This is a genomic window from Roseateles sp., assembly GCF_039595295.1.
Taxonomy (GTDB): Bacteria; Pseudomonadota; Gammaproteobacteria; order Burkholderiales; family Burkholderiaceae_C; genus Roseateles.
The window spans coordinates 161,385-182,247 of the sequence record NZ_JBCNLU010000006.1 but is presented as its reverse complement, the minus strand read 5'-3'; the positions used below and the strand labels follow the sequence as shown (position 1 = coordinate 182,247).

The window sequence follows — 20,863 nt, the reverse complement described above, 5'->3', positions numbered from 1 at the left end:
GGCCCGCGTCGTCCGCGTGGCCCCGTTGTCATTCTGTCGTCGAGAGTCGTTGCTAGATGTTCAAGAACCTGATCGTTTATCGCTTGTCCAATGATTGGCAGCCCGATGCCGAGAAGCTCGAGGACGCGCTGGAGCAGGAGCGTTTCAAGCCCTGCGGCGCGACCGAGGCGCTGTCGGCGGGCTGGGTGCCGCCGCGCGGCGAGCCCGGCGCCCGTCTGCTCGAGGAGATCGACGGCCACTGGCTGCTGAGCCTGCGCATGGAAAAACGCGTGCTGCCCGGCTCGGTGGTGCGCGAGCACGTCGAGGAGATGATGGAGAAGATCGAGCTGGAGACGGGTCGCCGTCCCGGCAAGAAGCAGCAGCGCGATCTGAAAGAGCAGGCCACGCATGAACTGCTGCCGCGAGCTTTCACGCTGCAGTCGCATCTGCGGGTGTGGATCTCTCCCAAGCAGGGTTTCCTGATGGTGGACGCGGGATCGATCGGCAAGGCGGATGAGCTGATCACGCTGCTGGTCAAAGCGGATTCGTCGATCAACCTGCATCTGCTGCAGAGCGCGGAATCGCCGGCGGCCTGCATGGCGGCGTGGCTGATGGATGGCGTCCCGCCGAAGGACTTCGTGATCGACCGCGATTGCGAGCTGAAGGCCGCGGACGAGATGAAGGCGGCGGTGCGCTATGCGCGGCACAACCTGGACACCGACGAGGTCAAGGCGCATCTGACCAGCGGCAAGATGCCGACGCGCCTGGCGATGACCTGGAAGGAGCGGGTGTCGTTCACGCTGACGGACACGATGCAGATCAAGGGCATCAAGTTCCTGGACGTGGTGTTCGACGGCCGCGACAAGCCGGCGAAGGATGAGGCGTTTGATGTGGACGCGGCGCTGGCCACGGGCGAGCTGTCGCAGCTGATCCCCGACATGATCGAGGGCCTGGGCGGCGAGCTGGACTTCATCGGACAGTCGGCCAAGATCGCGGCGGAGCATGCGCCGGGAGGGGCGAGTGCGCCGAAGGCGGCATCCTCGGCGAAGGACGAGGACCTGGCGACGGAAGCGGCGCCCTGGGATTGAGGCGGCGCGGGGGCGCTGCGGGGCTCGTTGACAAGTGGCGCTCTGCGTAGCTTCAACGGCCCTCACCCCAACCCCTCTCCCGCAAGCGGGCGAGGGGCTTCAACCGCGAAGCACGGTGCATTGGAGCCCCTCTCCCATGAAGTGGGAGAGGGGTTGGGGTGAGGGCCGGCGAGCGTCCAGAGCGCTTCTAGAACAGATCCTGCTGCTCCCCCGCCTGCTGCCCCGTCGCCCGAGCCTCGATGGCGAGGATCTTCAACTTCGTCACCACCCCACCCGCCGCCGAGAACCCCGTGAGGTTCGCCGCCTTCCCCGCTGACGGCGCCCCCATCACCCGATGGCAAGGCACGATCGGCGCGAACGGGTTGTGCCCCTCCGCTCTCCCGACCGCCCTGGCGGCGCCCGGCTGCCCGACCCGCGCCGCGACCTCCCCATACGTCAAGGTCTGCCCGACCGGAATCCTCCGCGTCAGCGCGAGCACCTCCCGATCGAACGGCGCGAGCGCGCTGTCGTCGAGTTCCACCTCCAGCAGATCCCTCGCCTCCCCCTCGAGCAAGGCCCGCACGCCCTCACAAGCGTGACGCACCGCCCCGGGCAGATCCCCGAAGTCGACGACCTCTCTCCCCGCCGGAAACCTCACCCGCATCCGATCCCGCGTCGCGGACGCGCTCTCCTCGGGCAGCTGCGAGCCCACGATCCCGCGCTCGGTCCACGCGACGCCGCAATGGCCGAGCGCTGTCGGATAGCAATGGAAGAAGACCTGCGGCGCCATGACCCGATCCCGCTCCGCCGAACGCTCAGCCCCCGACACGCGCCTGAAACGCCGGATGCTGGCTCGCGATCTCCGCGGCCTGCGTGCGCGCCTCGGTGGCGAGCTTGGCGACCTCACGCGGCGCGAGGTGCTTGAGCTTGTGGTCCGACCACACCTGCCGCCAGCGGCGCGCGCCCGGCAGCCCGTTCCACAGGCCGAGCGCATGCCGCATCGCCTGCGCCCAGGGCCGGCCCGCCGCGACCACCCGATCCAGGTAGTCCAGCCAAAGCGCCTCCAGCTCCTCGCGGCTGCCGATCGGCGACTCGCTCGCGCCAAAGAAGCGCTGATCCCAAGCGGCCATCTGCCAAGGCTCGTGATACGCCTGCCGGCCGATCATCACGCCGTCGACGTGATCGAGCTGAGCCGCGATCTCGTCATCGCTCTTGAGCCCGCCGTTGATCGCGATCGTCAGCCCGGGGAATTCCTGCTTGAGCCGATGCACCAGCTCATACCGCAGCGGCGGGATGTCGCGGTTCTCCTTCGGCGACAGGCCTTGGAGCCAGGCATTGCGGGCGTGGACGATGAAGACCTCGCAGCCGGCCTCGGCGACCTGGCCGACAAAGTCGCGCACGAAGTCGTAGCTCTCGATCTTGTCGATGCCGATGCGGTGCTTGACGGTGACCGGGATGGACACCGCGTCGCGCATGGCCTTCACGCCGTCGGCGACCAGCGCGGGCTCGGCCATCAGGCAGGCGCCGAAGGCGCCGCGCTGGACGCGCTCGCTGGGGCAGCCGCAGTTGAGGTTGACCTCGTCATAGCCCCATTGCTCGGCGAGCTTGGCGCAGGCGGCCAGATCCGCCGGCTCGGAGCCGCCGAGCTGCAGCGCGACCGGGTGTTCCTCGCCGTTGAAATCGAGATGACGCGGCTTGTCGCCGTGCAGGATCGCGCCGGTCGTCACCATCTCGGTGTAGAGCAGCGTGTGGCGGGTCAGCAGGCGGTGCAGATAACGGCAGTCGGCCGTCGTCCAGTCGAGCATCGGCGCGACCGACAGGCGCCAGGGGGAGAACGTCGAAGACATAAGGGGGCGATTATCCCGCCCTGGCCTTCTCCCGCGTGTCCACCGGCTCTTGCGTTTCCATCTTCTCGGGCGTTCCTTCTTTCTCCCTCGCCCAGAACTCCACCATCACCGTCATCGCGATCCACACCAGCAGCGTGGGGCGGATCTTGTCGGGCACGTCGACCGTGCCCTTGAAGATGAAGTGCATCGCCTCCGGAAATGTCGCCGCGTAGAACAGCGCCAGCGCCGCATACGCCAGCCGATGCCGACTGCCGGAGATGTACAGCACCGTGATCACCACCCCGGCCAGCGACATCAGCAGAAAGCCGAACTGCCAGTTGTTCAGCTTCTCCGCACCCGTCAGCACGAAGCCCAGCACCGCCCCGAAAAACATGTTCAGGCCGTTCATGTTGGCCTGGTACTCGCTCTTGCTCATGCGGCCCGCCGGCCCCAGGCCCAGCAGGGCCTTCCATTTCTTCGCCATGTCCGCTCCCCTGTCCTTCCCTTGCCTCGTCTTGATCAGCGCCGTGATCAGCGCACCGGATCCCGCAGCCCCTCGATCGCGTCCAGCTGTGCCTTCAGCATCGCCGCGTTGGGATCGTGTCCGGTGCGCGCGAGCGGCACGAACCGCTTGTCCGGCGCCTTCAGCTCGTCGAACCAGGCCCGCGATACCGTCATCGGCGTCACCAGATCCTCGACCCCCTGGATCAGGATGACCGGCATCGCGAAGCGCGTCCCCAAGCGCCGCAGGTCGATGCCCGGCCCCATCCCGTCGCCGGCCTTGCCGACGAACTCGAGGTAGGAATAGTCCTCGCCCTCGGTGTACGCGCGCGCATAGGCCGGCGTGTCGTAGCCCGCCGCGGGCTTCCACCAGCCGGCCGGTGCGGGATCGGTCACCTGCGCCTCGTACTTGCGCGTCGCACGGCGCAACTGGCCGAAGTGGCGCGGGTCCTTCCACGGCGGCGGCCCCATGGCATCGAGCTTCGCGAGCGTCGCCGCATCGCTGGCCTGCCGGGCCAGCGCGTGCGTGCGGCGGTAGCTTTCGCCAAGGTCCTCGCCCCAGCTCACCAGCTGCGACGACCCCACGTAGGCCCGATACAGCGCCGGCGCCCGCATCGCCATATGCACCGCCACCGCCGATCCCCACGACCCGCCCATCAGGATCACCGGCCGCTCGCCCAGTCCCAGCCGGACTTGCAGATAGCGCGTCAACTCGTTGCCGTCATCGGCGATGCGCTCGATCGTGAGCGGATCCTCGGCGGCCTGCGGGTTCTCGCCGAAGGTCTTGCCCGCGCCGCGCTGGTCCCAGTGGACGACGGTGAAACGCTGGGCCCAGTCGCCGAAGAGCGCATGCGCGTACGGCGTATACGGATTGCCCGGCCCGCCATGGACGATGAGCACCACCGGATTGCGGCAATCCGCGCCCTCGATGAGCACCCATTGCCGCAGCCCGCCGAGGCGGACGAAGCCGGCCTCGTCCACAGGGCGCGCATTCGCTCCCGTCGTGCCCTTGGCCGCCTCCACGCATGCCGGATGGCGTACGGCGGGCTCCACCGAGGACGACTGCTGCGCCTGAGCCGGCAGCGTGGCTGAGCCAGCCCAGGCCACGGCCAGCCACATCGCCGCCCGCAACCTGGTCCGCGGCCGTCCTCCCGATCGCGGCGCCGATCCGGCCCGCGCTTCCTGCATTCGATTCAAACCGTCTCTCCCTGAATCAGGGCGCGTCGTCGCGCGCCGTCGGCGGCGATTCTCGGGGAGCCTCGGCGGGGGAGGCACCCGGAATGCCCCTCACCGGTCATCCGCGCCTCCCTCTTCAGGCCGATCCCCCCAGCCGGGAAAGCGCGGACAGTGCCTACATCCCCGATCGCAACTCCGTGAGGTGCCCGATGTCCGCCTTTCCGCCCCAGGCCGAGCGCCTGCAAGCCGAGCTCTTCCCAGCCGACTTCGGCAGCCCGAACTCGTCTTCCGCCTCCGGGTCGGTCAGCGCCGGCGCCAGCAACACCTCCCCCAGGGTGGTCTCCGGCTGGCCCGACGTCGGCCCGCTGCGCGACGCGCAGTTCGACTGGATGCGCGTAGCCTTCAGCCCGGTGGGCGGTCTGCTCCACAGCGAGGAATGCCAACGCCGCCTGCGCCAGCAGACGGACCAGCCTGTGTCCCGTTTGGCCAGGGCGATCGTCGCCCGATCGGTACTGAGCCTGTCGTGGGAGGGAGACACCTGGATCCCCGCCTTCCAGTTCGGCGAGGACGGCCTGACCGTGCGGCCCTGCTGCGCCAAGATCTTCGAGGAGCTGGAGCCCATCTTCGACGACTGGGAGTTGGCCTGGTGGTTCGCCATCCCCAACGCCTGGCTGGGCGGCGACGCGCCCGTGAACCGCCTCGATGACACGGAGCTGCTGCTCCAGGCCGCCCGCGCCGACCGCTTCATCGCGCGCGGCTGACAAAAGCGCGCACGCGGGCGGATCGCGTTGCTTGCGGGCGATCTCGCGTGATCGCCGCGTCAACATGCGGGCGACGCGTCCGGCTAGCCCAATCCAAGCGTGCTTTCCGGCATATCGATACGCCGAAAGGTTTCTCCGCCTGAGGCGCCCTCTTCCCTAGAGTGAAACCCTGATGGCGATCCACCACAGGTCCCACGGTCCGGCGACAGGCCGACCGCGCGGCGGTCGCCCGGTCCACGTTTCACCTCCAAGAAGAATGAACTCCCGTCTGAAAGCCGTTTCCTTCGCCGTCGCCACGCTGCTGGCCGGCGCTGCCTCCGCCCAATCCACCGCCACGCACATCGCCGTCACCGACGCGCCGGACATCCAGAGCGCCCCGGCCGCCGACGCGCCCGCCAGCACCGCGCTGTCCCGTGTCACCGTGCAGGGCGCGCGCGTGCGCGAGCTGCCCATCAGCAGCGGCGCGCTCGGTGCCCGCACCGACCTGGAGACGCCCTTCTCTACCCGCCAAGTCACGGCCGAGGACCTCGACGCCCGCCAGGTGAAGTCGCTGGGCAAGATCTTCGCCAACGACGCCTCGGTCATGTCGTTGGGCGACACCTTCTCCTTCAACGCCTACTCGATCAATGTGCGGGGCATCCCGCTGGACGACTACAACGGCTACAAGATCAACGGCCTGCCGTTCTTCATGACCACCGTCGAGCTGCCCGTCGAGACCTTCGAATCGGTGCAGCTGCTCAAGGGCTCGTCCGGCTTCATGTACGGCTTCGGCGCGCCCGGCGGCATCATCAACTTCGTCACCAAGAAGCCCACCGACAAGACGCAGTTCAGCGCCGACCTGGGCTATCGCTCCGACGGCGTCTTCAGCGAGCACATCGACGCCGGCGGCCGTGTCGGCGAGGACAACCGTTTCGGCTACCGCCTCAACCTCACGCACGAACAGGGCGAGACCTACAACGGCGCCCATGTGCTGCGCAACTCGGGCTCGCTGGGCGTGGACGCCAAGCTGACGTCCGCGCTGACCTGGACCGCCGACGCGATCTACCAGTCGCGCCGGGTCAGCGGCGGTGTGCAGGACTTCTTCCTCGACGACTTCACCGGCACAGACCTGCCCAAGGCGCCGAGCGGCCGCAAGAACCTGGGCGCGGCGTACGACAACACCTTCTTCAACTCCAACGTGTTCTTCGTCTCCAGCGGCCTGCGCTGGCAGATCGACCCGAACTGGAGCGCCAAGGTCGACGTCAGCCGCAGCCAGGATCGCCGCCGCTACTCGGGACAGTGGATGGGCCTGCTGAACGAGGCCGGCGACGACACCGTCTACCTCAACAAGGCGCAAGGCGCCGCAACCTATGAGCAGGCGCAGGCGCTGATCGAGGGCGAGTTCAACACCGCCGGCCTGCGCCACCAGGTCACGCTGGGCCTGGCCTGGCAGGGGCTGAACAAGCAGACCGTGCCCAAGTCGCTGTACACGCCCATCGGTCAGGAGAACCTCTACGCGCCGATCACGCCGCTGAGCTGGAGCGGCAGCTACGACGACTCGCTGCAATACCACAACTACCACTCGGCGCAGAAGGCGGCCTTCGCCAGCGACACGGTGCAGTTCAACAAGCAATGGTCGGTGCTGCTGGGTCTGCGTTACTCGGATTACGACCAGACCTCGTACAACACCGCCGGCGCGGTGACCAACCAGTACAACAAGAAACCGGTCACGCCGACGGTGGCGGTGATGTTCCGCGCTCGTCCGGACACGCTGCTCTACGCCAGCTACGTCGAGGCCATCGAGCAAGGCAGCACCGTGGGCGTGACCTACGCCAACGCGGAAGAAGTGCTGCCGCCGATCAAGAGCAAGCAGTACGAGATCGGCGCGAAGCTGGAGGGTCGCGACTGGGGCGGCACGGCTGCGCTGTTCGAGATCGACCGCGGCGCCGAGTACGCCAACGCGCAGAACTATTACGTGTCCAACGGTCAGGTGCGGCTGCGCGGCGCGGAGCTCAACGGATACCTGAACCTGTCCACCGGCCTGCGCCTGACGGGCAGCGCCGCCTGGACCGCCGGCAAGTACCGCCAGACCGATGCCGCGCTGGTCGGCCATCGTCTGGAAGGCATCCCCAAATGGCAGGGCTCGATCGGCGCGAGCCAGAAGATCCCCGGCGTCGAGGGCCTGTCGGCGAATGCGGAGCTGCACTACTACGCCCGTTTCGACGCGGACGCGGGCAACAAGTACCGCCTGCCGGGCTACTCGACGGTCAACCTGGGGGTGAGCTACGAGACGCAGATCGCCGCCCATCCGGTGACGCTGCGCGCCGGCGTGGACAACGTGTTCAACCGCAACTACTGGGGCTTCCTGGCCTCGGGCTACACCTTCGTCGGCGCACCGCGCACGCTGGGGCTGAACGCCAAGATCGAGCTGTGATCAGGGGCCGGTGGGCGCTGATCCGGCGCTCATCAGGGAGAGGTCGTCGCCGATCGCGACGACCTCGCGCCTGGTCCTCTCAGACCGCCGGCAGCGCGTCCGGCGGCAGACCGGCCACCGCCCGGTCCCACATGCGCCGATACAGCGATTCCAGATCGCGCGCGAAAGCCGCCGAGGCGATCCAGGGCCGCACCACCGGACGGGCCGCCGGCCACGGCGCTCTCGCCAGCTCGCACGCTTGAAGGACGAAGTCCTCCGGCGTCGCGCAGACCAGATCCGACAGACCGGCCGCATCGAGCAGGCTCTCGGCGACGCGTCCCGCGAAGCCTTCTCCCTTCACCGTCAGCACCGGCACGCCCGCCGCGAGCGCATCGCTGGTGGTCGTGTGGCCGTTGCAAGGCCAGGTATCCAGCGCCAGATCGGCGGCGGCCAAGCGCCGCCAGTGCTCGCTCATCGGAACCGGCGGCATGAAGACGATCCGGGCCGCATCGACGCCACGCTGCGCCGCCTCGTGGCGCAACTGCGCATCCGCCTGCTCCCCGCCGCTGAGCTGCCACAGCAGCGCTCGTGGTGACTGCCGCAAGATCTCCATCCAGGCGTCAAAAACTGACGGCGTGATCTTGTAGACCGGGTTGGCGCCGAGCAGGACGAAGGCGTCTTCGGGCAGACCGAGCTCGGCGCGCAACGCCGCCAGCAACGGCAACGGCAACGGCAATGGCAATGGCAACGGCAACGGCAACGGCAACGGCAACGGCAACGGCGACGGCGACGGCGACGGCGACGGCGATGAGATCGTGCGCGTCGAGTCGCCCGGCTGATAGCAGCGCGGCAGCTGCGCGATCCGTTCGCTGTAGAACGGGGCGTCGCTCAGCGGCGTGACGATGCGGTCGCCGACGATGTAATCGATGAAGTCCGCGCCGCAAGTGCCGGGGAAGCCCAGCCACGCCACCTGCACGGGCGCCGGTCGGCAGGCCAGCGCGGCGAAGCGCGTGCCCGCCGTGTGACCCTTCAGATCGACCGCGATGTCCACCTGCTCGGCCCGCATGCGCGCGGCGATGGCGGCGGGGTCCAGCTCGCTCACGTCGATGAAGCGATCGCAGGCGGCACGGATGCGCTGCTGCAACGCCGAGCCGTCGTCCGGGCCATGCGAGAACAGCAGCACCTCGAAGCCCTCGCGGTCGCGCGCTTCCAGCGTCTCGACCAGCAGCGCGGCGGTCGCATGCGAGTGAAAGTCGCCCGAGAGATAGCCGATGCGCAGCCGCTCGCCGGGCCGCTTGGCCCGCGCGCGCACGGCGGGCAACGGCTGCAGACCGCGGCTCAGGAAGCGCGCGCTCATGCGGGCGACCTTGAGCAGATCGGCCGGATCGTGCGGCAGCCCCACCAGCGTGAACGGGACGCCGAACTCATCGGCGGCGTCATCGGCCTTGCCGCGGATCGCGCCGATCAGCGCGCGCAGGTTGGCGTCGAAGTCCTGCCAGCGTGCGCATTGCTGATCGCCATGGGCCTGATAGGACTGGGCCATCACGCTGTCCGGCTGCAGCGCCGCGACGGTGCGGAAGCATTCGGCGGCTTCGGCCTTCATGCGCAGCGATTCGAAGGAGAAGGCCAGTTGCAGGTAGGCGTCGACGTCGTCGATCTTGAGCGCGAGCGCCTGCATCAGCGCCTCGATCGCCTCCTGCGGCCGGCCGCTGCGGCGCAGCGATTCGCCGTAGTAGCGCAGCAGCTCGTTGGACGGCAGATGCGCGAACGGGGCCAGCAGGTCCGCGGCCTGCGCGTAGCGCTGCCTTCTCATCTCCGCGAGCGCGGCACGCAGCAGATCATCGAGGGTGTTCATGAGGTCCTCGGGACGCGGGTCCCTGAGATGAGGCGCCGCCTCGGGTGGGCGGCCGCGGGGACATTGTCGGGGAATCTCGTCCCGGCATCGGCCGGGCTCAGCCCGCACACAGGCGAAACACCCAGTCGACCGCGCTCAACTGCGCCTCCAGTTCCTTGGGTACGACGGTTACCGGAAGGCGATAGTCGGCCTTGACACGCAGCACCTTCTGCTTGAGCAGAAGCTCTCCCAACTTCCTGGAGCACGCCTTTTGCGACCCTGTGCAACGCGGGTCCGGTGATAGAAGGCGTTCGATCAACTGCTGATGCGAGCCGAAGGTCAACGGCTCCGCCTTTCCGAGACGAGGCAGTCGGTCCTCCCAGGCCTGGCAGGCATGGTATGAGGCGTAGTAAGCCCGCGAGATGGCGGAGCGGCGCCATGCCTCACCGGACCTTGTGGACTGCGTTTTTGCCAACGCATGGAGCTGACTCGGTTTGATGGCCATGCTCACCCCTCCAGGTCGACCTCAAGATCGCGCGCCGTCGCGACCCTGCGTGCCAGAGAAGCCTCAATGTCCTCCTCCCCGCCCTCGCCGAGGGTGAAGTAGAAGCTGAAGCCGCGATGGGGGATGTCCAGGAACAGCGTCATGTCCAAGAGCTCGTCGTTCATCAACTCCACCTGGTCGCACGAGGCATCGACGCTGAGATCCACAACGATGGACATCAGCCCCTCTTCCCAGAGGAAGTTGAGGGAGGGCTCGCCTCGACAGATCCTTACGCCGTGCCGGCGCGCGATGTTTGCCGCGATGCCGATCAGCAGCATCGCGTCGCCGCAGCGGGTACCCCAATACGCCAGGTAACGGCGGAGCTCATAGGGCGCTCGCTGCCAGTCAACCGCGTCACCGGAGTCGTCAGCCCGCCGCTCGCTGGGCTCGCCGAAATCGAACTCGGGATGGCGAAGCAATCGAGTCAGCGCCAGGAGCCCCGGCATTCGATTGAGTTCGAACCACTCCTCGCCCGCCATCTCGTCCGTGGGGTGCACGATGAACGGCACCTCTCGTCCATCTTCGATCACCATCATCTTCATGCTCCTTGCTCGTCGATCCCGGCCACGATGAGCAGCCGGGTTGTAGTCCGCTCATTTGCGCCCGGTGCGCGAGATGCTGCCTGTCGGGGTGACACGCCCATCGCAGAAGTCGAAGACCTTCTGCGTAAGAGACATCTGCTCATCTCCCGCCGGCCCGGTCACCGTCGCGGTCAGCTCGTAGTCCGCCTGCGCGCGCAGCTCACGCTGCCGCATCAACAGGGTCGCCAGCTCAATGGACAGCTCACGCTGCGCCTTCGAGCAACGCCCGCTTGGATTGGCCAGACGATCGATCAACTGCTGATGAACGCCTCCCGTGACCTTGCGAGGAACGCCCCGAGCAGGCAACGACCGCTCCCATTGCAGACAGCGCTGGTAGCTGGCGTAGTACGCGCGGCTGGTGGTCGTCCGCACACGGGCCTCCGGATACGGACTTGCCAGGCGCTTCGCGTCTCGCAGCGTGTCGTGGCTTTTCACTGGCATGACGACGCTCCTTCCCGCACTCCCGAAGCCGCCGATTCCGCATCACTGCCCATGAACGAGAAGCGCAAGCCGCCTCGGGAAATGTCGCGGCGGACCAACCGGCCGATCAAGGTCATGTTGAGTTCGCGAGCCGCTGCGGCATTCGCATTGATCTGCAGCCCGTACGCGACCCCGGGCTCCCGGCCGTACTCCGTCTCTCCGATGATGGCCAAGAGCGCCGGATTGCCCCGCAGGATCCGGTGACCGGATTCGGACAGGACTTGCGCCGCGACCTGCAACATCTCGAGCACGACAGAGCATCGCGAGTACGTCGCCGTCGTGCCCAGATACAGGCCGTCCAGCACCTCGTCCCAATCCGGCCGGTACTGCGTCATGTCGAGCTCGACCGATTCCTCGGAGGGCTCGCCGAACAGGACGCTCGGCTCCCGCAGCAGCAGCACCAGATCGCGGAAATCCACATTCGCCTTGGGCGCCAAGGGCGGCACCTTCGCCATCAGCGCTTTGGCTTCTTCCAGGAAAACATTCACCGACATCACGACTCCTCACGACAGCCAGGTCCACGACCCGAAGGCAGCCAGTGTCGAAGCCAAGTCCACCTCGGCGGTATCCACCAAGATGCGGAGCTGATGGGGGAACTGATTCGTGCAGGTCAGTCCGCCTGCACAAACCGATGAAGGTCAGCGACGCCGTGATGGCAGTCGGTGCCGCGTCTCACGACGCGGGGGAACGAGGGCCGCGGGAGCCCTCGTTCGGGGGAGCGGGATGCGAGAAGCTGAAACGGACGGGTCAGGCCAGATCGCGCAACGGGTGCGTGGCCGGCGTCCAGGGGCTCGCGAAGAAGGCATCAACCTGCTCGCGAGAGACGTCCTCGACGCGAGCGGGATTCCACCGGGGCTGATGGTCCTTGTCGACCGCCAGCGCGCGGATGCCCTCGACCGTCTCGCTGGCCGCACCGGGCCGCAGATGGAAGCTGCGATGGACCAGATCGCGCTCCATGCGCAGATCGTCGGCCAGCGACAGCCCCCGCGCGCGCCGGATCTGCTCCAGCGTCACCGCCATCATCAGCGGCGAGCGCTTGCGCAGCGTCTCCAGCGTGTGCTTCGCCCAGGGATCGCTGTCGGCCTCCAAGGACGCGAACAGCGCCGGCACCGACGCCGCCTGGAAATGGCGGTTGATCAGCGCGCGCGATTCCCAGTGCTCGGCCACCGGCGCTAGGTCGGCGCGCTCCATGACCGTGGCGACCACGTGCTCCGCGCTGTCCTGCACGCCCGTGCGGAAGGCCGCGATGATGGCAGGCAGCTCGGCGCTCTTGACGAAGACGTCGCCCAGGCCCAGCTCGATCGCGTCGCCCGCGCCGATGACCTGGCCGGTCAGCGCCAGCCACTCGCCGCTGTGCCCCGGGCAGCGCGACAGGAAGTAGCCGCCGCCCACGTCGGGGAACAGGCCGATGTTGGTCTCCGGCATCGCCAGCTTGGAGTGCTCGGTCAGCACGCGCAGCTTGGCGCCCTGGCTGATGCCCATGCCGCCGCCCATCACCACGCCGTCCATCAGCGCGATGTAGGGCTTGGGGAACTGGTGGATCAGGTGGTTGAGCGCGTACTCCTCGGTGAAGAAGGCTTCCAGCGCCTCATCGCCGGCCAACGCCGCCTGATGGAAGAAGCGGATGTCGCCGCCGGCGCAGAAGGCCGCGGGCTTGCCATCGCGGCCCGCCCCCAGCACCGCCACGGCCTGGATGCGCGAATCGTCGCCCCAGGCGCACAGCAGCGTGGTCATGTCGCGGATCATGGCCAGCGACAGCGCGTTCAGCGCCTGCGGGCGGTTCAGCGTGATCACGCCCAGGCAGCCATTGACCTCGGCCAGCACCAGCCCCTCGGATTGCAGCGACGGAATCACAGCGACATCTCTCCACTCTCAATGGCAGCGGGCGGCGTCGGCGCGCAGCTGCTCGTTGTCAATCGAATTCAAATGCGGCCAGCACCATAACACCGCCTCGTGCGGCGCGCGGGAGCCCGAAGTCATGTCGGCGCCCTCCAGGCACCGGCACGCGCAACGGTGCATCAGTCGCCGCGCACGCGCCGCCGGGGCGTCGACGCGCTCACTCGTTCTTGTAGATGCCGACGGACGGCGCGCCACCCGCCTCCACCCAGCCGCGGTACATGCCCTCGGTGTTGAAGCCCAGCCAGATGCCACCCGTTGCATCGACGGCGATCAGCCCGCCCTCGCCGCCGACGACGGGCAGCTCCTCGAACACCACACGGCCGCAGGCCTGGTCCAGCGTGCACCCTGCCAGCCGCATCAGCGCGCTGACCTCGTGGGCGGCGGCGATGCGCATGAAGGCCTCGCCGGTGCCGGTGCAGGAGACGGCCACGCTCCCATCCGCATAGCAGCCCGCGCCCAGGATGGGCGAGTCGCCCACCCGGCCCGCGCGCTTGTTGGTCATGCCGCCGGTCGAGGTCGCCGCGGCGAGCTGCCCTAGCGCATCCCGCGCCACCGCGCCGACGGTACCGAACTTCGTGCGCTCGTCCAGCGGCGCATCGGCGTTAGGCGCCTCGGCCAGCGTCTGGCCGTCGTGGTCCAGCACATGCCCCGCCGCCGAAGCCTGTGCGATGCGCAGTTGCGCCAGCCGCTGCGGCGTGCCGAACCAGGTCGGCTCGACGCGCTCGAGCTGCCGCTCGAAGGCGTAGGCATCGGCCGCGGGACCGATCAGCATCACATGACCGCTGTGCTCCATCACCGCCCGCGCCGCGAGCACCGGATTGCGCACCCGGGTAACGCCCGCGACCGCGCCCGCGCGGCGGGTGGCGCCGTCCATGACGCTGGCGTCGAGCTCGTGGCGCTCGTCCGCGGTGTAGACCGCGCCCTTGCCGGCGTTGAACAGCTCACACTCCTCCAGCCGCCGCACCGCCTCGACAGCCACGTCCAGCGCCGCGTCGCCGCGCGCCAACTCTCGTTCGCCGTCGGCCAGGATCTTGGCCAGCTCCGCGCGGTAGGCAGCCTCCATGACGGCGGACATCCTCGATCGCAGGATCGTTCCCGCGCCGCCGTGGATGGCGAGCACCGGCTTGGCGGCCCCGGAGGGCGCATGGCTGAACGAGGCGGCGGACGACGGGTGGGCGGACATGGGCGGCTTTCGAGCGAGGGACGTGGGAGAGGCGCCGCATTCTCGCCGGACGCCGGCCTCCGGCATGTCCCTGGGCTTGTCCCGGTCGAGACATGGCAAAAGCGAACGCTCGTGCTAAAAACCGCCGCAGTCCAGTCCGGCCGACAACCGGGCGATCACGACCAGCCAGACCAGAGCGAGATTTGGAGACAAGACATGGACTTGAATTTCACGCCTGAGGAACAGGCCTTCCGGGCCGAGATCCGGCAGTGGGTCGCCGACCACCTGCCCCAGGACATCAGCCACAAGGTGCACAACGCGCTGCGGATGAACAAGGACGATCTGCAGCGCTGGGCCCGCATCCTGGGCAAGCAGGGCTGGCATGGCTGGGCCTGGCCCAAGCAGTTCGGCGGCCCGGGCTGGAACGCCGTCCAGCGTCATCTGTTCGAAGAGGAATGCGCGCTCGCGGGCGCGCCCCGCGTCGTGCCCTTCGGCCCGGTGATGGTGGCCCCGGTGATCATGGCCTTCGGCTCGCGCGAGCAGCAGGAGCGCCACCTCCCCGGGATCATGAGCGGCGACGTCTGGTGGAGCCAGGGCTACAGCGAACCGGGCTCGGGCTCGGACCTGGCCTCGGTCAAGACCCGCGCCGAGAAGCGCGGCGACAAGTACATCGTCAACGGCCAGAAGACCTGGACCACGCTGGGCCAGTACGGGGACTGGATCTTCTGCCTGGTGCGCACCGACGCCAGCGTCAAGCCGCAGGCCGGCATCTCCTTCCTGCTGATCGACATGAAGTCGCCCGGCGTGACCGTGCGGCCGATCATCATGCTGGACGGTGAGCACGAGGTGAACGAGGTCTTCTTCGACAACGTCGAGGTGCCGGTCGAGAACCTGGTCGGCGAGGAGAACAAGGGCTGGACCTACGCCAAGTACCTGCTCGCGCACGAGCGCACCAACATCGCCGACGTCAACCGCGCCAAGCGCGAGCTGGAGCGCCTCAAGCGCATCGCCAAGGCCGAGGGCGTCTACGAGGACGCGCGCTTCCGCGACCAGATCGCGCTGCTGGAAGTCGACATCGTGGCGCTGGAGATGATGGTGCTGCGCGTGCTGTCGGCCGAGAAGAGCGGCAAGCAGTCGCTGGACGTGGCGGGCCTGCTCAAGATCCGCGGCAGCGAGATCCAGCAGCGATACACCGAACTCATGATGCTGGCCGCCGGCCCGTATTCGACGCCCTTCATCCACGAGGCCATGGAGGCCGGCTGGCAGGGCGACCAGGTCGGCGCGGCCCATTGCGCGCCGCTGGCCAGCCACTACTTCAACTATCGCAAGACGACGATCTACGGCGGCTCCAACGAGGTGCAGCGCAACATCGTCGCCCAGACGGTGCTCGGCTGAACGCGGCCGGTCGAGACACGAGGAGATACACATGGACTTCGATTTCACCGACGACCAGATCTCGCTGCGCGACGCCGTGCAGCGCTACGTGGAAAAGGATTACGGCTTCGAGCATCGCCGCGGCATCGTCAAGGCGGGCGGGTTCTCGCGCGAGGCCTGGAACGGCCTGGCCGGCCTGGGCCTGACGGCGCTGGCCGTGTCCGAGGCGCACGGCGGCCTGGGCTTCGGCCCGGTCGAGGCGATGGTCGTCATGGAGGAACTGGGCCGCGGCCTGGTGATGGAGCCCTACGCGCAAGGCGCGCTGGTGGCGCCCGCCGTGCTGGCCCGCGCGCCGGAGGCCGTGCAGGCGGACTGGCTGCCCCGCATCGCCGCCGGCGACGCGCTGGTCGTGCTGGCGCATCAGGAGCGCCGTGCCCGCTATCGGCTGGACCTGTGCGACACGTTGGCCAGCGCCGATCACCGGCTCAGCGGTCTCAAGAGCGTGGTGCCCGCCGGCGATCAGGCGGACGCTTTCATCGTGCCGGCCCAGAGCGGCGCGGGGATCGCGCTGTATCTGGTCGCCAAGGACGCGCCCGGGGTGACGCTGCGCGGCTATGCGCTGCACGACGGCTCGCGCGCCGCGGAGCTGACCCTCAAGGACGCGCCGGCGACGCTGCTGGTCGGCGCCGACCAGGGCCTGGCCACGCTGGAACTGGCAGTCGACATCGCCATCGCCGCGCAAGCCGCCGAGGCCGTCGGCGTGATGGACCGCTACGTCGCGCTGACGGCGGAATACCTGAACACGCGCAAACAGTTCGGCGTCGCGATCGCGAGCTTCCAGGCCCTGCGCCATCGCATCGCCGATGTGAAGATGCAGCTGGAGCTGGCGCGCTCGATGAGCTACTTCGCCACGCTCAAGCTGGGCGAGCCGGACGAGGCCCGGCGCCGCGCGCTGTCGCAGGCCAAGGTCCAGCTTGGACAATCGATGCGTTACGTCGGCCAGCAGTGCACGCAGCTGCACGGCGGCATCGGCGTGACCGACGAGTACATCGGTAGCCATTACTTCAAGCGGCTGACCGTGATGGAGATGCAGTACGGGGACTCGATGCATCACCTGGGCGAGGTGAGCGCGCGCATGACGGACACGGCCGGCGTGTTCGCCTGAGGCCGGGCGCCTAAACTCCAGCGGATCCGCCGCCTCCCCCCGGCGGCATTGGAGTACGCCATGCATTCCGCCGCTCGTTCCCTGTTCGCCGGTCTGCTGCTCGCGGCCGGCACCCTCCCCGTCTCGGCCGTCTTCGCCCAGGACACGCAGAGCCCGAAAGGCCCGCAGGGCGTCAAACCTTGAACGCCGGGCCTGACGACATCGGCAGCCTGTGCGATGTCGCCGGCCTGAAGGTCGGTCATTACACCCATCCCGAGGTCCCCACCGGCTGCAGCGTGGTGCTGTGCGAGGCCGGTGCCGTCGCGGGCATCGCGGTGCACGGCGCGGCGCCCGGCACGCGCGACACCGACCTGCTGCGGCCGGAAAACACGGTCCAGCAGGTGCACGCGGTGATGCTGACCGGCGGCAGCGCCTTCGGACTGGCGACCGCGGACGGCGCGATGCGCTGGCTGGCCGAGCGCGGTCACGGTTTCGCCGTCGGCGAGATCCGCGTGCCCATCGTGCCGGCGGCGGTGCTTTTCGATCTCTGGCTGCACGGCGTGGACACCGCACCCGACGGCGCGGCCGGGCGCGCGGCTTGCGAGGCGGCCACGGCGAGCGAGCGCTCGCGCGGCAGCGTCGGCGCGGGCGCCGGCGCGACGGTGGGCAAGCTGCTGGGGGTGGAGCGGGCGATGAAGGGCGGCCTGGGCATGGCCTCGGTCCGCGTCGGCGGCGTGACGCTGGCGGCGATGGTGGCGGTCAATCCGGTGGGCGACGTCGTCGACGCGGCCGGTGAGGTGGTCGCGGGGACTCGCGGCGCCGACGGACGTCCGCGCTCGGCGGTGCGGGCACTGCTCGACGGCGAGCGGCCCGGCGGCGCTTTGGCCGGCAGCGCGACGACCATCGGCGTCATCGCCACCGACGCGCGCCTGACCAAGGCGCAGGCGACCAAGCTGGCACAGATTGCGCACGACGGCCTCGCGATCGCGATCCGGCCAGTGCACACGGTGATGGACGGGGATGTGATGTTCGCGCTGGCCACCGGAGCCGCCGAGGTCGACGGCGACCTGACGCTGCTGGGCGCGGTGGCCGCGGAGGTGGTCGCGCGGGCGATCGTGGATGCGGTGCGGGCGGCGGCAGCCGGTCCGAGCTTCAGGATCGAGCGGGCGACTGAGGGACCGGTCGGGTGACCGTTCGCGGCGGCTTGGCAGGCGCCAGAGTGGCCGGCAAAGGCTTGGTGTGGAGCAGTCCCTGAAGCTCGCCGCGCCGCTCCGCCTCCAACATCTGGTCGGCGAAAGCGCGCAACGAGGCCAGATCCTCGGTGCGGAAAACGTCGGGCCGACTGGCGCGGATGCGCAGACATTCGTTCAAGATCGCCTCGTCCATGCGGGCGGGACTGACCGCGCCGCGCAGATGTCGCCGAAGCAAGGCGCTGGCGGCGGCGAAGGTCGCGGCCACATGGCCTCCATCAGCGCATTGGAAGGCGGTCGTGCCGCCCTGGGTCTGTCCCGCCTTGGCCAGATGCACGCTGACATCGAAGAGCCGACTGGCGCAGATCGCCTTCTCGCTGCCCACGGGCATCCGGATCAGGGACAAGTCCTGCACTTGGCCGGGCGCGGCGCGGCCGTCACGATCCAGCGTCGTCCCGTTGCGGCTGAGGGTCACCTCCACCCTCCGGACATGCGAATCGGGAGCCGGCAAGTGCGGCCCCACGGCGTGCAACGGCCCTTCCTTTCCCACACGTCCGAAGTGCGCCACGCCTCGCGGACCGGCCACATTGCAGGAATGACCGTCCAGCACGCTCCCGTATCCCCGCGACTTCTCATGGGCGGATCGCAGATCCACCACGCGGCGGATGTCCTCACGCAAACAGGCGGCAGCGAGGTCAGCGGCCGCGTGGCGACTGGTCGGAGCCATCAGGAGCGTGCCGTCGGCGAGGCGTCGGGCGGTGATCCCGGGCAGGAAGGCGGCAGGATTCGTCTGTAGCTGCGCGGTCTGGTTGTCGAGCTGCTGTTTCATCTGAGCGGCCTGTTCAAGCTGCGGGGACGCGCGGGACGACTTGTCGGAATGCGTCAGGCATTGCAGGGCTTGAGAAAACTGTCGAATCAACGAGGACATGGTGGCTCCGAGGGGGAAATGCCCCTGCGTCGTTCGGGCACCTCGGCCGCCCAGCCCTCGAACGAACGTCGTGACATCGCTCATCTCCGGAACAAAAATGGCCGGCCGGCGACAATTCCGTCATGAAATCGCCTGTTTCTCTTTCCACCAAACCCGTCGCCATCGCCCAGATCCTGTTCAGCCAGGGCTTCGGCACCCGCCGCCATTGCGCGGCGCTGGTCGATCACGGCCTGGTGTCCGTCGGCGGCGAGGTCGTCGAAGACCCGCAGCAGCCCTTTCTGACCGAGGGATTGGTCTTTGAGGTCGAAGGCAAGCCCTGGCCCTTCCATGAGAAGGCGTTGATCCTGCTGCACAAGCCCGCGGGCTACGAATGCTCGCGCAAGCCCAGCCACCATCCGAGCGTGTTCACGCTGCTGCCCGAGCCGATCCGCAACCGCGACATCCAGCCGGTCGGGCGGCTCGACGAGGACACCACCGGCCTGCTGCTGCTGACCGACGACGGCCCGCTGCAGCACAAGCTGACCAGTCCGAAGTACCACGTGCCCAAGCTCTATCAGGCGACCTGCAAGGCACCGCTGGACGAGGCGCAGTTGCGCAAGCTGGTCGCGGGCGTGCTGCTGGAGGAACGCAATCCCAAGCTCGCCGCGGAACCGGTGAACGCCGTGTCCGCCCAGGCGCTGCCCGACGGCCGGCTGCAGATGGCGCTGACCGAGGGCCGCTACCACCAGGCCAAGCGCATGGTGGCGGCGGTCGGGAACCGGGTGCTGACGCTGCACCGTCAGCAGGTCGGGGCGCTCGAACTGCCCGCGGACCTCCCGGTCGGCGGCTGGATCTGGCTGGATGCGCGTCAGCGGGAGCTGGCGATGTCGGAGCCGGGCGAGGCGGCCTGCTCCGACTGATCTTTGATGCGCACACGCAGGTCGCCGCGGTCCGGGCGGGTGCGCGCCGCGTCGCGCAGCATGGATTGCTTCGCGTGGGCCGATGCCTCTGCGGCGACCGAATCCCCTGGGATCTCGAAACGGACGTTCTCCACCAACGCCGCGGCGATGCCTGCGTTCCGGTCGATACGCGCCTGTCGTTCCTGCTGACCCCGCAGCTCGTGGGCCAGATAGCGCAAGGTGGCCAGTTGGTCCGCGTGAGCGAACAAGGTCGAGCTGCAGTTCGTCCGGATCTGCATGCAGATCTCCAGCAGCAGATCGTCGAGCGCCTGATTGGAAAGCCGCCCGAGCGGCGCGCGGGCGATGCGTCTGGCCAGCGCGAGCCCCCCCGCGACAATCGCAGCTTCGTCGCCAAGATCGGGGGCGACGATCACCGTCCGCCCTTCCAAACCCAGCGGCAACAGGGATAGGGCTTCAATCACCTCCTCCGGATCGGTCTGCCGACGCGGGCGCAGCATGGGGATCTGGAGCAATGTCAGCTCCTTCACCTCAGCGGCACCAGCGGCTTGCGCGCTCACCCGATATCGTGCCTGCATGGCCATGGGCTCGCCGCGTTTCAACCCATGCCCGTCCAGACGCTCGACGCCTGCCGAACGATCCGCCACGAAGTCCACCCCCTCCGGCACCCAGCTCAATGGCGCCCCCCTCGGTGGGGCCGCCGGGCACAGGCTCAGGATCTGTTCGATCCCGGCTCGGCTCATCGCCGCGCATGCGAAGGCCTCGTGGGCCGTCGGCGTCGTCATCAGCCATGTACCGTCGATCAGGACCGAGCCATGCAGGTGTAGCCCCGGCACGCCATCACAGTCGATCAGCGAGTACTTGGACAGCGGACGCTTGTCGGCGTGGCCCGGGACCGTACGCTCCCACGGCGCATCGGAAATCACGGACTCATCCAGCTCGCGTTTGAGCTCCTGCGCTGCAGGCAGATGAGCGGTGAATTGATCGACGCGACGAGCCACAGTCATCCCATAGGGCGGCAATCGCACCGGCGCAGATGCTTCCGGCTTGTGGCCATCTGAGATCTCGGCGCGATCGCCGGTTGGGGATTGAGCGAAGAGTTTCATGGCGCGTCCGTTCCCGTCATCAA

General features: G+C 68.5%; 21 protein-coding genes. 8 read left to right on the top strand and 13 right to left on the bottom strand.

Features of this window, described 5'->3' with window-relative positions; translation table 11 throughout:
- The first annotated feature begins 56 nt into the window (after positions 1-56).
- Entirely contained in the window at positions 57-1,067 is a 1,011-nt protein-coding gene (locus tag ABDW59_RS07050; RefSeq protein ID WP_343628867.1) for a recombination-associated protein RdgC, read from the top strand.
- Between the two features lie 187 nt (positions 1,068-1,254).
- Here the strand turns inward: ABDW59_RS07050 and ABDW59_RS07045 are convergent, their stop codons facing one another.
- Genes ABDW59_RS07045 through ABDW59_RS07030 form a run of 4 tightly spaced genes read right to left on the bottom strand, consistent with a single transcriptional unit; the run spans position 1,255 to position 4,561 of the window.
- Positions 1,255-1,836 carry a methylated-DNA--[protein]-cysteine S-methyltransferase gene (locus ABDW59_RS07045; protein WP_343628865.1) on the bottom strand — a complete coding sequence of 194 codons (582 nt, stop codon included), beginning with the start codon at positions 1,834-1,836 and terminating at the stop codon, positions 1,255-1,257.
- Positions 1,837-1,861: 25 nt separating this feature from the next.
- Positions 1,862-2,893: a tRNA dihydrouridine(20/20a) synthase DusA gene (gene dusA / locus ABDW59_RS07040; RefSeq protein WP_343628863.1), complete on the bottom strand. Its 1,032-nt coding sequence runs from the start codon at positions 2,891-2,893 to the stop codon at positions 1,862-1,864.
- A gap of 10 nt (positions 2,894-2,903) precedes the next feature.
- Positions 2,904-3,356, bottom strand: a complete 453-nt coding sequence (locus tag ABDW59_RS07035; RefSeq protein ID WP_343628862.1) for a hypothetical protein — start codon at positions 3,354-3,356, stop codon at positions 2,904-2,906.
- A gap of 47 nt (positions 3,357-3,403) precedes the next feature.
- Complete coding sequence (locus ABDW59_RS07030) at positions 3,404-4,561, bottom strand: alpha/beta hydrolase (RefSeq protein ID WP_343628913.1); 1,158 nt, start codon at positions 4,559-4,561, stop codon at positions 3,404-3,406.
- Positions 4,562-4,758: 197 nt separating this feature from the next.
- Between ABDW59_RS07030 and ABDW59_RS07025 the strand changes: the two genes are divergently transcribed.
- Both ABDW59_RS07025 and ABDW59_RS07020 read left to right on the top strand, forming a co-directional pair.
- The gene (locus tag ABDW59_RS07025; RefSeq protein ID WP_343628861.1) at positions 4,759-5,310 is read left to right on the top strand and encodes a hypothetical protein; all 552 of its coding nucleotides are present in this window, start codon (positions 4,759-4,761) and stop codon (positions 5,308-5,310) included.
- 256 nt (positions 5,311-5,566) lie between these two features.
- The gene (locus ABDW59_RS07020; RefSeq protein WP_343628860.1) at positions 5,567-7,723 is read left to right on the top strand and encodes a TonB-dependent receptor; all 2,157 of its coding nucleotides are present in this window, start codon (positions 5,567-5,569) and stop codon (positions 7,721-7,723) included.
- Between the two features lie 79 nt (positions 7,724-7,802).
- Here ABDW59_RS07020 and ABDW59_RS07015 read toward each other — a convergent pair whose 3' ends face one another.
- From ABDW59_RS07015 to ABDW59_RS06985, 7 genes are all read right to left on the bottom strand, one after another.
- Entirely contained in the window at positions 7,803-9,557 is a 1,755-nt protein-coding gene (locus tag ABDW59_RS07015; protein WP_343628858.1) for a UDP-N-acetylglucosamine-peptide N-acetylglucosaminyltransferase, read from the bottom strand.
- A 97-nt stretch (positions 9,558-9,654) separates the two neighbouring features.
- Entirely contained in the window at positions 9,655-10,041 is a 387-nt protein-coding gene (locus ABDW59_RS07010) for a hypothetical protein (protein ID WP_343628856.1), read from the bottom strand.
- Between the two features lie 2 nt (positions 10,042-10,043).
- Positions 10,044-10,622 carry a hypothetical protein gene (locus ABDW59_RS07005; protein WP_343628854.1) on the bottom strand — a complete coding sequence of 193 codons (579 nt, stop codon included), beginning with the start codon at positions 10,620-10,622 and terminating at the stop codon, positions 10,044-10,046.
- 51 nt (positions 10,623-10,673) lie between these two features.
- On the bottom strand, positions 10,674-11,102 hold the full coding sequence (locus ABDW59_RS07000) for a hypothetical protein (protein ID WP_343628853.1): 429 nt from the start codon (positions 11,100-11,102) through the stop codon (positions 10,674-10,676).
- Complete coding sequence (locus ABDW59_RS06995) at positions 11,093-11,638, bottom strand: hypothetical protein (RefSeq protein WP_343628852.1); 546 nt, start codon at positions 11,636-11,638, stop codon at positions 11,093-11,095. Before ABDW59_RS06995 ends, ABDW59_RS07000 begins: the two co-directional genes overlap by 10 nt.
- Positions 11,639-11,888: 250 nt before the next feature.
- Complete coding sequence (locus ABDW59_RS06990) at positions 11,889-12,995, bottom strand: enoyl-CoA hydratase/isomerase family protein (protein WP_343628851.1); 1,107 nt, start codon at positions 12,993-12,995, stop codon at positions 11,889-11,891.
- 202 nt (positions 12,996-13,197) lie between these two features.
- Complete coding sequence (locus tag ABDW59_RS06985; RefSeq protein ID WP_343628849.1) at positions 13,198-14,223, bottom strand: isoaspartyl peptidase/L-asparaginase; 1,026 nt, start codon at positions 14,221-14,223, stop codon at positions 13,198-13,200.
- A 195-nt stretch (positions 14,224-14,418) separates the two neighbouring features.
- Between ABDW59_RS06985 and ABDW59_RS06980 the strand changes: the two genes are divergently transcribed.
- The 4 genes from ABDW59_RS06980 to ABDW59_RS06965 are packed head-to-tail and all read left to right on the top strand — an operon-like array spanning position 14,419 to position 17,910.
- The gene (locus ABDW59_RS06980; RefSeq protein WP_343628848.1) at positions 14,419-15,597 is read left to right on the top strand and encodes an acyl-CoA dehydrogenase family protein; all 1,179 of its coding nucleotides are present in this window, start codon (positions 14,419-14,421) and stop codon (positions 15,595-15,597) included.
- A 31-nt stretch (positions 15,598-15,628) separates the two neighbouring features.
- Positions 15,629-16,741, top strand: a complete 1,113-nt coding sequence (locus ABDW59_RS06975; RefSeq protein ID WP_343628847.1) for an acyl-CoA dehydrogenase family protein — start codon at positions 15,629-15,631, stop codon at positions 16,739-16,741.
- Between the two features lie 60 nt (positions 16,742-16,801).
- Positions 16,802-16,924, top strand: a complete 123-nt coding sequence (locus ABDW59_RS06970) for a hypothetical protein (RefSeq protein WP_343628846.1) — start codon at positions 16,802-16,804, stop codon at positions 16,922-16,924.
- Positions 16,921-17,910, top strand: a complete 990-nt coding sequence (locus tag ABDW59_RS06965) for a P1 family peptidase (protein WP_343628845.1) — start codon at positions 16,921-16,923, stop codon at positions 17,908-17,910. The genes ABDW59_RS06970 and ABDW59_RS06965 overlap by 4 nt, the downstream gene beginning before the upstream one ends.
- Here the strand turns inward: ABDW59_RS06965 and ABDW59_RS06960 are convergent.
- Entirely contained in the window at positions 17,873-18,922 is a 1,050-nt protein-coding gene (locus tag ABDW59_RS06960; RefSeq protein ID WP_343628844.1) for a hypothetical protein, read from the bottom strand. The genes ABDW59_RS06965 and ABDW59_RS06960 overlap by 38 nt on opposite strands.
- 38 nt (positions 18,923-18,960) lie before the next feature.
- Here ABDW59_RS06960 and ABDW59_RS06955 point away from each other — a divergent pair, with 38 nt between their 5' ends.
- Positions 18,961-19,737: a pseudouridine synthase gene (locus ABDW59_RS06955; protein ID WP_343628843.1), complete on the top strand. Its 777-nt coding sequence runs from the start codon at positions 18,961-18,963 to the stop codon at positions 19,735-19,737.
- Here ABDW59_RS06955 and ABDW59_RS06950 read toward each other — a convergent pair.
- Positions 19,686-20,840, bottom strand: coding sequence for a hypothetical protein (locus tag ABDW59_RS06950; protein WP_343628842.1), 1,155 nt, complete (start codon positions 20,838-20,840; stop codon positions 19,686-19,688). The two genes, ABDW59_RS06955 and ABDW59_RS06950, sit on opposite strands and share 52 nt — an antisense overlap.
- Between the last annotated feature and the right edge of the window lie 23 nt (positions 20,841-20,863).